At 58.7% G+C, this 14,521-nt stretch carries 13 protein-coding genes, 3 tRNA genes and 1 pseudogene; 6 read left to right on the top strand and 11 right to left on the bottom strand.

Features of this window, described 5'->3' with window-relative positions:
• Positions 1-304: 304 nt before the first annotated feature.
• Positions 305-1,198, bottom strand: coding sequence for an NAD(P)-dependent oxidoreductase (locus QA646_RS05075; RefSeq protein ID WP_283057960.1), 894 nt, complete (start codon positions 1,196-1,198; stop codon positions 305-307).
• A gap of 140 nt (positions 1,199-1,338) precedes the next feature.
• Between QA646_RS05075 and QA646_RS05070 the strand changes: the two are divergent.
• A pseudogene (locus tag QA646_RS05070) lies at positions 1,339-1,755 on the top strand (GrpB family protein); the annotation flags it as partial.
• Between the two features lie 127 nt (positions 1,756-1,882).
• Here the strand turns inward: QA646_RS05070 and QA646_RS05065 are convergent.
• The 4 genes from QA646_RS05065 to QA646_RS05050 form a co-directional block, all read right to left on the bottom strand.
• On the bottom strand, positions 1,883-2,401 hold the full coding sequence (locus QA646_RS05065) for an AAA family ATPase (RefSeq protein WP_283057959.1): 519 nt from the start codon (positions 2,399-2,401) through the stop codon (positions 1,883-1,885).
• A gap of 72 nt (positions 2,402-2,473) precedes the next feature.
• Positions 2,474-3,649: an elongation factor Tu gene (tuf, locus tag QA646_RS05060; RefSeq protein WP_283057958.1), complete on the bottom strand. Its 1,176-nt coding sequence runs from the start codon at positions 3,647-3,649 to the stop codon at positions 2,474-2,476.
• Positions 3,650-4,115: 466 nt separating this feature from the next.
• A tRNA-Gly gene (locus tag QA646_RS05055) sits at positions 4,116-4,189 on the bottom strand.
• A 24-nt stretch (positions 4,190-4,213) separates the two neighbouring features.
• Positions 4,214-4,298, bottom strand: a tRNA-Tyr gene (locus QA646_RS05050).
• A 198-nt stretch (positions 4,299-4,496) separates the two neighbouring features.
• Between QA646_RS05050 and rlmB the strand changes: the two genes are divergently transcribed.
• Together rlmB and QA646_RS05040 are read left to right on the top strand one after the other, a co-directional pair.
• Positions 4,497-5,405, top strand: coding sequence for a 23S rRNA (guanosine(2251)-2'-O)-methyltransferase RlmB (gene rlmB / locus QA646_RS05045; RefSeq protein WP_283057957.1), 909 nt, complete (start codon positions 4,497-4,499; stop codon positions 5,403-5,405).
• 40 nt (positions 5,406-5,445) lie between these two features.
• Positions 5,446-6,135 (top strand): AprI/Inh family metalloprotease inhibitor, encoded by a 690-nt coding sequence (locus QA646_RS05040; RefSeq protein ID WP_283057956.1) that lies wholly within the window; start codon positions 5,446-5,448, stop codon positions 6,133-6,135.
• A 70-nt stretch (positions 6,136-6,205) separates the two neighbouring features.
• Here the strand turns inward: QA646_RS05040 and QA646_RS05035 are convergent, their stop codons facing one another.
• From QA646_RS05035 to QA646_RS05025, 3 genes are all read right to left on the bottom strand, one after another.
• Positions 6,206-6,490, bottom strand: coding sequence for a hypothetical protein (locus QA646_RS05035; RefSeq protein ID WP_283057955.1), 285 nt, complete (start codon positions 6,488-6,490; stop codon positions 6,206-6,208).
• A 174-nt stretch (positions 6,491-6,664) separates the two neighbouring features.
• Complete coding sequence (locus tag QA646_RS05030; protein WP_283057954.1) at positions 6,665-6,934, bottom strand: hypothetical protein; 270 nt, start codon at positions 6,932-6,934, stop codon at positions 6,665-6,667.
• 152 nt (positions 6,935-7,086) lie between these two features.
• Positions 7,087-7,162 (bottom strand) — tRNA-Thr (locus QA646_RS05025).
• A 166-nt stretch (positions 7,163-7,328) separates the two neighbouring features.
• Between QA646_RS05025 and QA646_RS05020 the strand changes: the two genes are divergently transcribed.
• The 3 genes from QA646_RS05020 to QA646_RS05010 are packed head-to-tail and all read left to right on the top strand — an operon-like array spanning position 7,329 to position 8,811.
• On the top strand, positions 7,329-8,102 hold the full coding sequence (locus QA646_RS05020) for an NAD kinase (RefSeq protein WP_283057953.1): 774 nt from the start codon (positions 7,329-7,331) through the stop codon (positions 8,100-8,102).
• Positions 8,103-8,152: 50 nt separating this feature from the next.
• Positions 8,153-8,407: a type II toxin-antitoxin system VapB family antitoxin gene (locus tag QA646_RS05015; protein ID WP_283057951.1), complete on the top strand. Its 255-nt coding sequence runs from the start codon at positions 8,153-8,155 to the stop codon at positions 8,405-8,407.
• A 29-nt stretch (positions 8,408-8,436) separates the two neighbouring features.
• Positions 8,437-8,811: a type II toxin-antitoxin system VapC family toxin gene (locus QA646_RS05010; RefSeq protein WP_283057950.1), complete on the top strand. Its 375-nt coding sequence runs from the start codon at positions 8,437-8,439 to the stop codon at positions 8,809-8,811.
• 124 nt (positions 8,812-8,935) lie between these two features.
• On the opposite strand, the gene prfB is transcribed toward QA646_RS05010, so the two are convergent.
• The 3 genes from prfB to QA646_RS04995 form a co-directional block, all read right to left on the bottom strand.
• A protein-coding gene (prfB, locus tag QA646_RS05005) for a peptide chain release factor 2 (protein WP_283057949.1) occupies positions 8,936-10,067 on the bottom strand; the annotation gives its coding sequence in 2 pieces (ribosomal slippage) (positions 8,936-9,997 and positions 9,999-10,067; 1,131 coding nt in all).
• Positions 10,068-10,193: 126 nt separating this feature from the next.
• Positions 10,194-12,659 carry a penicillin-binding protein 1A gene (locus QA646_RS05000; RefSeq protein WP_283057948.1) on the bottom strand — a complete coding sequence of 822 codons (2,466 nt, stop codon included), beginning with the start codon at positions 12,657-12,659 and terminating at the stop codon, positions 10,194-10,196.
• Positions 12,660-12,919: 260 nt separating this feature from the next.
• Positions 12,920-14,095, bottom strand: coding sequence for an N-acetylmuramoyl-L-alanine amidase (locus QA646_RS04995; protein WP_283058974.1), 1,176 nt, complete (start codon positions 14,093-14,095; stop codon positions 12,920-12,922).
• Positions 14,096-14,521 lie beyond the last annotated feature (426 nt).

Raw genomic sequence — 14,521 nt, 5'->3', positions numbered from 1 at the left:
TCAACCGGTTAATAGCTTTCAAATCGCAGCGCAAATGGCGTTGCGAAGCATCCTTCCGGCTCGCAAGCCGGATGATTCTTATTCAAAACAAGAGCCCCGACTGCTTCATGGAAAGTGATTGCAATTTCCACGATACACCCCGCGAACGCAAACCTACTTACTTCAACCCGGATATTTGTCGAGTGTTTGCGGAAGCATTTTTGGTTTTCTTCCGTAACAAATGGAGAGCCATCCCGGCTCCTGGCGAGGTTTCGACCGGGCGTCGCGACGGCGCCCGGCTCTCATCTCATTCGCTAATGCAGCCTCAAATCTTCACGTAGCGGCGCCAGTTATGCTCTTCCTTGAAGCCCAGGATGTCACGGATCTTGCGGTTGGAGAGCAGGCCTTCATACTCGCCGATCTCGCGGGTGAAAGGTACGTTCGGAAAGTACTTGGCGGCAAGCTCCCGTGACGGCGTGTTGGCCGTTACCGTGTCGTTGGCGGCGTTGAACACCTGAAAGCCGAGACCGCTTTTTTCGATGCAGAGATGGACGATCTGGCCGAGATCGCGCGCGTCGATATAGCTCCAGGCTATGCGCTTGCGGATGTCAGTGTTGGCAAAATATTCCGGGAAGTTCTCATATTCGTGAGGCTCGATGACGTTGCCGATACGCAGCGCGTAGACGTCGATGCCGAAACGCTCGGCGAAGGCGCGCGCCGTCTTCTCGTTCAAGACCTTCGAGAGGCCATAGGAATCCATCGGATTGACATCATAGTCCTCTTCCAACGGGAACTGATGGAAATCGCGATGGCCTTCGGCGAAGCAGACACCATAGGTCGTTTCGCTGGAAGCGACGATGATCTTCTTGACGCCGAGCTTCGCCGCCGCTTCGATGACATTGTAAGTGCCCATCGTGTTGATGCGGAAGGTTTCGTTGTCCGGCTTCAACAGGATGCGCGGCACGGCGGCGAAATGCACGACGGCGTCGTATGGCTGCACACCCTTGCCATGATCGAGATCGGGGAAATCCCGATGCATGGTCAGCACGTTGTAGACTTGTCCCGCATCGGTGATATCGGCATTCAGATTGGTAACGCCAGGACTATTCAGCGGCACGAGATCGACATTGTGGACCTCGTAGCCGGCATCGATCAGCCAGGGAACGGTGTGACGCCCGGCCTTGCCGCTACCGCCGGTGAACAAAATACGTTTCTTCATGAAATCTCCTCCGGGTAAAATCGAGCGATAGATAGACCCTTTCCGACATTTCGCAAGGCATCGGGCACGGACGCATTGCCTCAGTCGGCGATAAGCGATGCTATCGACCAAACCATAAGCAGCGACGAGGTACAGGACCTATGCCGATCAGGCTTGTTGACTATGATCCGGATTGGCCCGCCTTATTTCAGAGCCGGCGCACGGCAATTGCCACCTTGCTCGATCACTCCGCCTACATCCAGCATGTCGGAAGTACGTCCGTTCCGGGTCTTTGCGCCAAACCCAAACTCGACATTGATGCCGTCCTTTCAACGAACGATGCGAGGCTTTTTGCCTGCGCGCGCCTGAAGGAGGATGGTTATGTCTTTCACGGCGATCCATATGGGGCCGACAGATGGCTCTTTACCAAGAATGAAACGCCCTACGGCACCCGTCTTTACCTCTGCCTGCCCGGTAATGCCGCCCATCGCGAGCGCATTCTCTTCCGCGACTATCTTCGCTCCCACCCTGAAGCAGTGGAAGCCTATGCAGCGCTGAAGCGACGGCTGGCCACCGAAGCGCAAGGCGATTGGAATCACTACATTGGCGGCAAGAGCGATTTCGTTGCCGACATTCTTCTGCGATCGCTTGCCGAACAGCAGCAACCCACCAAAGTCATCAAGCGGAGACTATCGATGGATTGGTTTACGACGACTGTCGGTGCAAATGTTCCAACACATGCTCAACGCATTGATCGAGCGAGAGCTGGCTGGTGTCAAAGATCTCGCAGCCGTGCCGAACGGCCTCCCCGCGCAGATAGGCAGCCCAGTTCATCATGTCCTTGTTCGCGAGCTCTGGCTGACCTCTTCCGACCGCAAGCCGCTCCGCTCTCGTAGAATCGTCGCAATCAACCAGGAGCAGCTTGTAGTCGGCGATATCGGCAGCCGCAGCCGCTTCGGCGATGAAGGAAATTCGCATCTGCCCTTCGAACAGGACCGGCTTTCCACTCTGCGCAACTTTTGCCAAGTTCGCCATCCATTCGATGGTCTTGTCGCGCTGCCAGGCTTCCGGCGAGCCGTGATCCCTCATCATTACATCCACGGGCGGCACGCCGATACTGTCGAACCGATAGACCGCAAAATCATTGGGATACCTTTCGGCAATCGCGTCGGCAATTGCCGTCTTTCCGGAGCCGGATGCGCCTGTCAGAACGATCAATCCCACTCGTCTCCTCCAAAATGCGAAAAGCCCCGCTGTTTCCAGCGGGGCCTTCGTAACCAACGAATAATCCGGGGATTACTCGACGATGCTAGCGACGATGCCGGCGCCGACGGTGCGGCCGCCTTCGCGGATTGCGAAGCGCAGCTTTTCTTCCATCGCGATCGGAACGATCAGCTCGACGTCAACCGTGATGTTGTCGCCAGGCATGACCATTTCCGTGCCTTCCGGAAGCGTCACGATGCCGGTCACGTCCGTCGTGCGGAAGTAGAACTGCGGACGGTAGTTCGTGAAGAACGGCGTATGACGGCCGCCTTCTTCCTTCGTCAGGATGTAGGCTTCGGCCTTGAACTTCTTGTGCGGCTTCACAGAACCCGGCTTGCACAGGATCTGGCCACGCTCGACGCCGTCACGGTTCACACCGCGGACCAGCGCACCGATGTTGTCGCCGGCCTGACCCTGATCGAGCAGCTTGCGGAACATTTCAACGCCCGTCACCGTCGTCTTCGAGGTCGGACGAATGCCGACGATTTCGACTTCTTCACCAACCTTGATGATGCCACGCTCGACGCGGCCCGTCACAACCGTACCACGGCCCGAGATCGAGAACACGTCTTCGATCGGCATCAGGAACGGCTGGTCGATCGGACGCTCAGGCGTCGGGATGTAGGCGTCAACCTGAGCCATCAGCTCGCGGATCGCGTTTTCGCCGATTTCCTTGTTGCTGTCTTCCAGAGCAGCAAGGGCCGAACCCTTGACAACCGGAATGTCGTCGCCCGGGAAGTCGTAGGACGACAGAAGTTCGCGAACTTCAAGCTCGACGAGCTCGAGAAGCTCGGCGTCGTCAACCTGGTCGACCTTGTTCAGGAACACAACGATCGCCGGAACGCCAACCTGGCGGGCGAGCAGGATGTGTTCGCGCGTCTGCGGCATCGGGCCGTCGGCAGCCGAGCAAACCAGGATCGCGCCGTCCATCTGCGCGGCACCCGTGATCATGTTCTTCACATAGTCAGCGTGGCCGGGGCAGTCGACGTGGGCGTAGTGACGGGCAGCCGTCTCATATTCAACGTGTGCCGTCGAAATCGTGATGCCGCGGGCCTTTTCTTCCGGTGCCGCGTCGATCTGGTCATACGCCTTGAACTCACCGAAGAACTTCGTGATCGCTGCCGTCAGGGACGTCTTGCCGTGGTCAACGTGGCCGATCGTGCCGATGTTAACGTGCGGCTTATTGCGCTCAAACTTACTCTTTGCCATTTGAATGCTTCCTGTGAACGTAAATTGGTGACCCCGGCGAACCGGTTTAGTGCCGCCGTTTAAGGCTTTCATCGCGTTTGCGCAAGACTTAATTGCAGGCCCTATTCTTGGCGAAGTGTAGCCGATGGCGGACAATGCGCGCCGTCGAGATTGATTCGCCGCGAAGGTTTCGCCAGCCGATCCGGAAAGACGCAAAAGCATTCGCCGGTTCAGATGCTTAGATAGGGCCGCTGAGGAAATAGTTCCAGGTGTCCGAAGCCGCTCCCCGGAATTGAAGGCGCCTGTGGATCGCGAAACAGCAAAATGCCTCGCCGTTCAAGAAAAGGGTTCGAGGGACCGGCTTTTGGAAGAGGACTGTCTTCTGAACGATATGCTGCAATCAATCAGTGAGGTCGGCCATTACAGACTGGCACGGCAGCAGTCTACGCAAGGCCTACGCGGCGGTGATTCAGCAATTTGGAAATCTTGGAGCGGGTAGCGGGAATCGAACCCGCGTATTCAGCTTGGAAGGCTGCTGCTCTACCATTGAGCTATACCCGCGGGTGGCCAAGATCCTGCACGGAATGGTGGAGGGAGTTGGATTTGAACCAACGTAGGCTGAGCCAACGGATTTACAGTCCGTCCCCTTTAACCACTCGGGCATCCCTCCAGTTTTCCGACTGGATCTTGCGACCAAGCTTGCTAGACCGAACGTCGCCGCCGCGATCTGCGCCGCGTATATGACCGGACCGTTTCCGTCTGTCAACATGAGGTTCGGGCAAAAATGACGAAAAAATTTCAACTTGCCGCAAAAGCCCACAGACGAAAGAGGACTATGCGCTCAGGGGCGCTCCCGCTATAAAGCCGCATGAGCAAAGACAGAACATCCGGCCGCTCCGGCCCTGAAAGCACCGCCGGCGACAAGTCGGCCAAGGACACGCATTACGCCACGCTGCGGCGCGCGCATCGCGACGCAAAGCGCGAGCGCGGCGAAATCCCGACGCCGCCGCCACAGAAGCGCAAGCGGGCGGGCGCCGACGATTGGAAGCCGCCGGCACTGGCCCCTGACCAGGTCTATCTCTATGGCCTGCATACGGTCCGCGCGGCCCTTGCCAATCCCGAGCGGAAGAACATCAAGCTGTCGACGACGCAGAATGCGCTGGTCCGGCTGGAAATCGGGCCGGCCGACGAACTGGGCATTCCCGTCGAAATCGTCTCGCCGCAGGATATCGACAAGGTGCTTGGTCCGGAAGCGATCCACCAGGGCGTGATGCTGGAGACGCGTCCCTTGCCCGTGCGGCGACTGGAGGCGCTGAAGGACAGCCCGTTGCTGCTGGTTCTCGATCAGGTGACCGACCCGCATAATGTCGGCGCGATCATGCGCTCGGCCGTCGCATTCGATGCCGGCGCCGTCATCACGACGCAGCGCCATAGCCCGACCGAATCGGGCGTTCTGGCGAAATCCGCCTCCGGCGCGCTGGAGCTGATACCCTACATCCAGATCACCAATCTCGCCGACGCGCTCGGCGAGCTGCACCGCCTCGGCTTCGTCACCATCGGCCTTGATTCGGAAGGGCCGGCACCTCTCGAAGGTACGTTTTCCGGCGAGAAGGTCGCCCTGGTCCTCGGCTCCGAGGGCAAGGGGCTCCGCCAGAAGACGCGGGAGACAGTAAACGCGCTGGCACGCCTCGACATGCCGGGCGCTATCAAATCACTCAACGTTTCGAACGCGGCCGCGATCGCCCTCTATGCAGCGCGGTCCTATCTGAAAATCTAGCGGCACCGGGGCTGCCGCAGCAAATTTGGGGGAATTTGCCTTGATCCGCACTTTTTGTCTCGCGGCGGCTTCTGCCGCCTTCATGCTCGCCGCCGGGCAACCGGCTGCTGCTGCCGACGAGGAACTTGTCAAATCGCAGGCCGGCCCATGGCTATTGGCGCCCGAAAGCGGCGCCAAGGGCTGCCGCCTCACCTTCGAAACCAGCCCGGCAAGCGGCGGCTACGCCCTAACCGGAGCGGATGCCTGCACGACTGCCCTGCCCGCCTACGCCAAGGCGGTCGCCTGGAATTTCAGCGATGACGGCTCACTCACTCTTGTCGATGCGACACAGAAGGTAGTGGCGCGTTTCCAGCAAGAAGAGGGTTCGCCCTGGGAAAGCGAAGAAGGCGACCCGACGTGGCTGCTGCCGGCGCTTGGAGACGTTGACCACGTTCCAACCGTCGCAAGTCTCGCCGGCATTTGGCAGATCCAGCAGCCCAATGGCAAACTCATCTGCAACATCACACTGTCCAGCGATACCGACGCGGACGGCACCCCCAAAATGTCACCGGGCGGCGACTGCCCCGCCGACATTCGTGATCTCAAGCTTTCTCTCTGGGTCATGGAGGGTTTTGGCCTGGTGATGATGGGCACCGACGGCTCTTCGCTCTCCTTCGATATGCGGCCTGACGGCAGCTTTCAGAAATCCGAGGAGGAAGAAGGAGAACAAATGGTGCTGGTCCGCAAGTAGGGTAGCCAAGGACCCTGGCATCCCGCCCATGGGGCACGTTCTCGAGCCCATCGATCGGTACCACCAGCGCTCAGCGAACTGCAATCGGCTGCGGACGCCAAGCCGATTGCAGCAACGGCCATCGCTCCGTGACCGGGCATCCATCCTGCAGCTTCGCCCAGGAAGTGACGTTGAGGTTCATCTCGCACTGCGCGAGATAGCTTTTACCGTCCACAGTCATGCAGGCGACCTCGCCGACCGCGTGCAGCTTTCCGTCGGTATTTTTGCAATAGCAATCCTGCCCGGCCAAAGCCGGCGTACTTGCCATCACAGCAAGGGACAATCCCGAGACAATATGCCTGAATTCCCTGCGCATAGACGTACCCTCGCCCGCCGTGGATGGCAACGAGTCTATGCTTATTTTAGACGTTGTAAATGCACCTATCTCCGGCAGATTCTCGGCCGAAGTTTTGGCTGAGAATCCAGAGGTCAGGTAAGAGCCCACCGCCGCCAACGCATTTTATAGCGATAGCGAGCGGGCCGGCGCTGCCTAGTGAATTGCCGGCTCCGAATCATCAAAGAATGTTCTGATCCCATCGCGCGCGACCGTCGCCAAGAACTCATCGAAGGCTTCGCGGTCCGTCGCAAACGGTTCTTCCCATTCGATGAGATCTTCTTCCGGCGTGATCACTTCCATCCGCCAATCTTCCTGAGTGCCCGCGGGGCGGAAGATATCGACGAGCACGGTCACGTCGTCTTCCGTAAATTCACCGGAGAGCTCGGAATGTTCGAGTTTGGGCTTCTTGGGCTTAAGGGTCATATTTTCCCACGTGCAGCGATGACGAGAATCGTAAGTTAGTGATCGTCCTGATCATTTCAAAGGGAGTGGCGCTACAATTGCATGAAGCTGCCGCCGATTTCGCGCAACAGCCACAACGAAGCAAACAATTCGCCTAAGTCATTGGATAGATTTGGTGCCCCCGGCAGGGTTCGAACCCGCGACCCCCTGATTACAAATCAGGTGCTCTACCAACTGAGCTACAAGGGCACATCGGCATGCCAAGTAGCAGATTTTGATTTCATGTAAAGGGAAAATCGGTTGTTTGGCTTGGATACCGCAGATCGAAGCCCCGGCGGATTCACCACTCGTTGCAAAACGTCTTGTCGCATTGCGGGAATATCATTACCTAGTACGATTATTCAAAGGACATTGCATGTCACGCGCTTTTCAGTCTGTTTGTTTTCTCGCATCGACCGCGCCGGAGGCCCAAACTGCGCGGGAGGAATTGATTCGCCTTTATGGCCAGACGCCGCAGGAAGATGCGGATATCGTCGTTGCGCTCGGCGGCGACGGCTTCATGCTGCAGACGCTGCACAATACGATGAACTCCGGTAAGCGTGTCTATGGCATGAACCGCGGTTCGGTCGGCTTTCTGATGAACGATTATCGTACGGAATGCCTGGCCGAACGCATCGAGGCGGCTGTCGAAAATGCCTTTCATCCGCTGCAGATGAGCACGCGCAATACAGACGGCAGCACATCGATCGCGCTTGCCATCAACGAAGTGTCGCTGTTCCGCCAGTCCTATCAGGCGGCCAAGCTGAAGGTCGAGATCGACGGCCATGTCCGCCTGCCGGAACTGATCTGCGACGGGCTGATGGTGACGACGCCTGCCGGTTCCACCGCCTATAATCTCTCCGCTCATGGCCCCATCTTGCCGCTGGAGGCGCCTCTTCTCGCCATGACCCCCGTCAGCGCTTTCCGCCCTCGCCGCTGGCGGGGTGCACTGTTGCCCAACAAGGTAACGATCGACATCACTGTGCTGGAGCCGGAAAAACGCCCCGTCAATGCGGTTGCCGACAATACCGAAGTCAAATCGGTCATGAGCGTCAAGATCGCCCAGACCGAAGACACGACGGCACGCATTCTCTCCGATCCGGACCGCTCGTGGTCGGAGAGGATATTGGCGGAGCAGTTTTCGGATTGAGAATTGCCACACAGGTCTGTATAGTAAGCCAGACGCAGGGAGCTATACAGATGGTGCTCAGCATCCGAAACGAAGAAGCCGATACGCTTGCCAGAGAACTGGCAAGGATCGACCAAACGACGGTGACGGACGCCGTTATCGTTGCGTTGAGAGAGGCCATCAACATGCGCCTGCGTCGGGAAGCACCAAGCGAGACTGCTCGAAAAATTCTGGCTAGACGCGGCTTGTCCTTTGTACCAAACCGGAAGCCGGTGCCGCCGGAGGCTTATCACCAGCTCGATCATGATCTCAGCGGCAACGACTAATGTTTGTCGACGCATGTGCGATCGTATCCATGATGGCGGGCGAAAACAGCGCCGAAGCCTATGAGGTAGCGCTATTGGATGCCGCCTCCCCCTTTACGTCTGCTTTGGCTGCATGGGAGGCTATCATCGTACTCTCGCGCCCGGACCAACTGAATTGCAAATATAGCGAAGCCGAGGGAGCCGTCCTTGAGTGGCTGGACGCGCGCAACATACGTCTTCAGGAGCCGGCTTCACCACGCCGCGTACTATCCTTCGCTGTTGCAGTCGCTGAAAAACATGGCCTCGGTCGTCGTCACCTGAGCAACTTCGATTGTTTTCATTATGCCTATGCGAAAGCGATGAGCACACCGCTTCTGACATTGGACCAATTGTTGCGCGAGACGGATGCCGACACCGTGCCTTGAGCATAGTCGCCGCGCATATCATTGACGGGCCAGCTCTCCAAAACCGTCTCGTGACTGTCATGTTACGCGCAACAAAAAGCCCCGTCTCCGGGGCTTTTCGTACATCAAACACGTTCTTCGGCTGTTATTCCACGTCGTCCACGACCGCATCGGCAGCGCCGCTGATGCGGTGCGCGAGTGCGGCTTCCATGAACTCGTTGAGATCGCCGTCGAGCACATCGCTCGGGGCGGTGCTGGCGACACCCGTGCGCAGGTCTTTTACGAGCTGATAAGGCTGCAGCACGTAGGAGCGGATCTGATGGCCCCAGCCGATATCGGTCTTCGAGGCGGCTTCGGCATTCGCAGCCTCTTCCCGCTTCATCAATTCCGCTTCGTACATGCGGGCGCGCAGCATGTCCCACGCTTTCGCGCGGTTCTTGTGCTGCGAGCGTTCCTGCTGGCACTGCACGACGATGCCGGTAGGCATGTGCGTGATACGCACGGCCGAGTCGGTCGTATTGACGTGCTGGCCGCCGGCGCCGGACGAACGGTAGGTATCGATGCGGCAGTCGCTCTCGTTGATCTCGATCTGGATCGAGTCGTCGACGACCGGATAGACCCAGATCGACGAGAAGGAGGTATGACGGCGGGCGTTGCTGTCATAGGGCGAGATGCGCACCAGGCGGTGAACGCCCGATTCGGTCTTCAGCCAGCCATAGGCATTGTGGCCCTTGACCAGAAGGGTCGCCGATTTGATGCCGGCCTCTTCACCGTCATGAACTTCGAGCAATTCCACCTTGAAGCGTTGGCGCTCAGCCCAGCGGGTGTACATGCGCAAAAGCATGTTCGCCCAGTCCTGGCTCTCGGTGCCGCCTGCGCCGGAATGGACTTCGAGGTAGGTATCGTTGGCATCGGCCTCGCCCGACAGCATGGCTTCCACCTGCCGGCGCGCCGCTTCCGCCTTCAGGCCCTTAAGAGCCTCTTCGGCCTCGCGGACGACGTCGGCATCGCCCTCTTCCTCGCCAAGCTCGATCAGTTCGACATTGTCGGCAAGCTGCTGCTCAAGCGCGCGCACGCCGTTGATGCCGTCATCGAGCTGCTGGCGCTCGCGCATCAGCTTCTGCGCTTCGGTGGCATCGTTCCAGAGGGTCGGATCCTCTGCCTTGTTGTTCAACCAGTCCAGTCGTCTTACCGCCTGATCCCAGTCAAAGATGCCTCCTCAGCAGGCTTATGGCCTGCTTGGTTTCGTCGACTACATTCTCGATTTCCGCTCGCATATTCCTGCTTCTTTATTCGGCCGTTCGATGTGAACTGCTGTTCAATTCAAAGAGTGCTGGTGACATAGATATACATGCCGCCACTGTAAAGCCCCGCGGCATGATCATTGGACGAATCCGATGGGATCAGAAGAGACCGCCCGCGCCTGACGTGACCGCCTGATTGGCCTGCGGCGAGGTCTTCAGAATTTCCTCGGGTGCGACCTGCGCCGACGCATCGCCGCCGCCGATGACCGTATAGGTGGTCGCCGGGCCGGTGCCGGGCTTGAAAGCTTCCATGATGGCGTCGGGATCGCCGGGCTGTGCGGCCATGCCGGTTGCGCGGTTGACGGCCATCATATTCATGCCCGCCGGAACCTGGAATTTCTCCGGCGGCTCATCCTTGGTGGCGGCCTGCATGAATTCGTTGAAGATCGGCGCAGCGATCGAGCCGCCAGTCGCGCCGCGGCCGAGTGTGCTCGGCGTGTCGTAACCGACATAAAGACCGGCGACGAGGCTTGGCGTAAAGCCGACGAACCAGGCGTCTTTCTCATCGTTGGTCGTCCCGGTCTTGCCGGCAACGTCTGTATTCAGCTTTATCTTGCCGGCGGCGGTGCCCCGGATGATCACGCCCTGCATCATCGACGTAACCTGATAAGCAGTCATCGGATCGAGCACCTGCTCGCGATTGTCGGCGATGACCGGCTCATCCTGATTCTGCCAATCGCTCACATTGCAGGCGTTACAAACGCGTTCCTCATGCTTGAAGATGGTCGCTCCGTAGCGGTCCTGAATACGGTCGATCAATGTCGGCTTGATCTGCTTGCCGCCATTGGCAATGACCGAATAGGCGGAAACCATGCGCAGCACCGTCGTCTCGCCCGCACCGAGCGCCATGGCGAGAACCGGGTTCATATGGTCGTAGATGCCGAATCGCTCGGCATATTCGGCGACCAGCGGCATGCCCATATCGGCGGCAAGACGCACCGTCATCAGGTTGCGCGAATGCTCGATGGCGAAGCGTAGCGTATGAGCACCGCCGCCCTCGCCTTCATAGTTTTCCGGCTTCCACACCTGCCCGTTGCTGAGCGTGATCTCGAGGGGATCGTCCAGAATGACCGAAGCCGGTGTATAGCCGTTGTCCATGGCCGCCGCATAGACGAAGGGCTTGAAGGATGAGCCGGGCTGGCGCTTAGCCTGGGTAGCACGGTTGAATTCCGATTGCGCATAGGAGAAACCGCCGACCATGGCGAGCACGCGGCCTGTGTGCGGGTCCATAACCACGAGGCCACCCTGCACTTTCGGAGGCTGGCGCAGGCGATAGGCATTGGAGTCGGCATCGCCGGTCTTCTGAACGTAAATCACGTCACCGGGGCTCAGCACGCCGCTCGGCGATTTCGCCGTCTTGCCGCCATTGGCCGAGCGGTAAGCCCAGCGCATGTCCGAGGCGGCGATCGTACCCCGCTTGCGCTCGGTCGCAACCTTGCCGGCAACATCGACACTCGGTTGCAGACCGATATCCACCGCCTGGTCGGACACGGAAAGCACGACCGCCAACTGCCATTCCGGCACATCGCTCAAGGCCGGGATCTTGGCGAGCTCTAAACCCCAGTCCTGCGATGTCGCGATCTGCTTGATCGGCCCATGGAAGCCGCGGCGTTCGTCATAGTCGACGAGACCGTCCTGCAGCGCCTTGCGCGCCTCCAGTTGCATTTGCGGATCGAGCGAGGTGCGTACCGAAAGCCCGCCCTCATAAAGCATCTTCTCGCCATATTGGTCGATCAACTGGCGGCGTACTTCTTCGGAGAAATAATCGGAGGCGAAAAGCGACGGGCCATTCTTCGGCGGTACAACGCCGAGCGGCTGCTTCTTGGCCTCTTCGCCGTCGCTCTGGCTGACATAACCATTCTCGACCATGCGGTCGATAACCCAGTTGCGGCGGGTCATCGCGGCGTCTGCATGGCGGAACGGATTGTAATTGGACGGGCCCTTGGGTAGCGAAGCGAGATAGGCCGAATCGGCAATGGTCAGCTCGTTCACCGACTTATCGAAATAGGTAAGCGCGGCACCGGCGATGCCATACGAATTCAGGCCGAAATAAATCTCGTTCAGATAGAGTTCGAGGATCTTGTCCTTGCTGTAGGTCTGCTCGATGCGGAAGGAGAGGATCGCTTCCTTGATCTTGCGATCGAAAGTCTGGTCTGCCGAAAGCAGGAAATTCTTGGCGACCTGCTGGGTGATGGTCGATGCGCCGACAAAACGACGGCCCGAACCGATGTTCTGGAGGTTGACGGCGACAGCGCGCATCAGGCCGCCGACATCGACGCCCGGATGATTGTAAAAGTTCTTGTCTTCAGCCGAGAGGAAAGCGGCCTTGACGCGATCGGGAATGGCCTGGATCGGCAGAAACAACCGGTTCTCGCGCGAATATTCCTTCATCAGCGCACCGTTGCCCGCATGAATGCGGGTCGTCACCGGCGGCGCATATTTGGCGAGGACCTCATAATCCGGCAGATCCTTGGAAACGACGCTCAGATAAATAGCCGCCGCGGCCGCCGCACCCAGGAACAGGATGCAGCCCAGCCCAAAGAAATATCCAATCAGTCTGACCATATGATGCTACCGGTGCTTCTTCTTCATGCGGCGCATGTGCGAGACCATCGCACATTCACGGGCGTTTTGCACGCTCAGGGCGTTAATGCAAGACGGCAACAGCACAAAGCCGTGCATGCCGACCGCGGCAAACAATACTTCGGTGTAAAGGCGGGAATGTGAGCAAAATAGGGCTCACCGCCGGTATTCCTCACTTCATCCCAGCCCATAAGCAACGGCTGTTACATGGAAGACACGAACGGCGCGCGCCGCCCATGGTTTCAGCCGCCATTCGCAATGGTTGAAACGTGATATTGCTTGACGGCGTCGGTCAGCCGGTCCGCCAATTTCTGCCGCCAATCGGGATCGAGCAGAAGTTTCTCATCATCCTTGTTCGAAAGGAAGCCAAGTTCGAGCAGAATGGAAGGAACATCCGGCGCCTGCAGCACACGGAAGCCGGCATGGCGATGCGGGTTGTTGATCATGGAGATCTGGCCGTTGAACGAGGTCAGCACATCCTGCGCGAGCGAAATGGAAAAAGCCTGCGTCTCGCGCCGTGTCAGGTCCATCAGAATATCGGCGACCGCGGCGGGCTGGGCCTGCGTCTCGGCCCCGGCAAGCTGATCAGAATTGTTTTCTCTGTCTGCAACTTCGCTGGCAAGCTTGTCGGAGGCTTTGTCGGAGATCGTATAGACCGTGGCGCCGCGGATATCCTTCTGCTTCAGCGTATCGGCATGCAGCGAGATGAACAGAGAAGCGTGGTTCTGCCGGGCGATCGTCACCCGCTGCGACAGCGACAGATATTCATCATTGTCGCGCGTCAGGAAAGCCTTGATGCCCCGCTGGGCATTCAGCTTGTCGGCCAGGAGCTTGGCGAAAGCGAGCGTGATATCTTTTTCCTGCGTGACGCCGTCGCTGGCCGTCGCGCCGGCGTCGATGCCGCCGTGACCCGCGTCGACAGCCACGAGGAAGGTACTCGGATCAGCCTTTTCGATCGGCGCCACCGGACCGACATCCTTCGCGGTGTCATCGTTCGTCCAGCTCTGTTGCTTGATAAGATCGGCGAATTGCGCGGCAGGCAGCATCTCGGCATCGAGTACGAGGCGATGCCCCTTGCCGCTTTCGTCAGGCTGCACCTTGGCCATGACCAGCTTCACCGGCTTGGTCGCCGTCAGCACGATGCGGGCGCTGTTCTCCGCCATCGTGCCATAGCGGATATCCTTGAAGAGGCCGATCGGCTTCAGGTCGGCAGCCGGAAAGCCGAAAGCCGTTGCCGGAAGGTCGACGATGATACGGACGGGGTTGTCGAGATAATGGACCGAGAACGTCGGCTCGCGGTCCATATCGATGACGATACGAGTGCGGGCATCGTCGCCGGCAATGCGTGCGCCATAGGCGAGCAATGGATCGGCTGCTGCCAAAGTCGCAGCAAACGGCGAAAGAATCGGAAGCGCCATCACTGCGAGGACCACCGCTGCAATTCGCAAAGCCCTCACGCCGTTCTCCGTCGCATGCCGCAATCCCTTTAACTATCGTCCGTCGCGCCCCATATTGGTTTCAACGTTGTTTTTGAAGTCCAAAAAACGGGAAACCGCGAATGAGGGTAGTGCCGATGTGATGGCGCGTCGCCAGAAGAATCGGAAACGCCGTCCCCGCACCTTCCTCATACGACGAATCCATCAATATTATGGCACACTTGGCTTTCCCCTTGCTATTGTGACAGATAAAACATACAACGCATATTAGGGTAGAAGTGTTGACGGGATAGAGTCGCCGCAAAGGCAGCCGCCTCGAGTACCAGGCGCCATAAGCGGCCGTCATCCGCCGTCTCCAGTGCTTCTGCTCTCTATACTGGATATCTGAATTTCCGGTTTTGCGCGGGA

Origin of the sequence: Rhizobium sp. CB3090 (assembly GCF_029714285.1) — a bacterium.
Classification (GTDB): Bacteria; Pseudomonadota; Alphaproteobacteria; order Rhizobiales; family Rhizobiaceae; genus Rhizobium.
Note: the sequence above shows the minus strand (reverse complement) of the source record. Positions and strands in the feature narration are given on the sequence as shown.

Coding starts and splice junctions, on each gene's coding strand:
- QA646_RS05075 (WP_283057960.1), bottom strand. CDS start 1,198: ATGAAGAAACGTATTTTGTTCACCGGCGGTAGCGGCAAGGCCGGGCGT.
- tuf (WP_283057958.1), bottom strand. CDS start 3,649: ATGGCAAAGAGTAAGTTTGAGCGCAATAAGCCGCACGTTAACATCGGC.
- rlmB (WP_283057957.1), top strand. CDS start 4,497: ATGAGCAAAGACAGAACATCCGGCCGCTCCGGCCCTGAAAGCACCGCC.
- QA646_RS05035 (WP_283057955.1), bottom strand. CDS start 6,490: ATGCGCAGGGAATTCAGGCATATTGTCTCGGGATTGTCCCTTGCTGTG.
- QA646_RS05030 (WP_283057954.1), bottom strand. CDS start 6,934: ATGACCCTTAAGCCCAAGAAGCCCAAACTCGAACATTCCGAGCTCTCC.
- QA646_RS05020 (WP_283057953.1), top strand. CDS start 7,329: ATGTCACGCGCTTTTCAGTCTGTTTGTTTTCTCGCATCGACCGCGCCG.
- QA646_RS05015 (WP_283057951.1), top strand. CDS start 8,153: ATGGTGCTCAGCATCCGAAACGAAGAAGCCGATACGCTTGCCAGAGAA.
- QA646_RS05010 (WP_283057950.1), top strand. CDS start 8,437: ATGATGGCGGGCGAAAACAGCGCCGAAGCCTATGAGGTAGCGCTATTG.
- QA646_RS05000 (WP_283057948.1), bottom strand. CDS start 12,659: ATGGTCAGACTGATTGGATATTTCTTTGGGCTGGGCTGCATCCTGTTC.
- QA646_RS04995 (WP_283058974.1), bottom strand. CDS start 14,095: ATGGCGCTTCCGATTCTTTCGCCGTTTGCTGCGACTTTGGCAGCAGCC.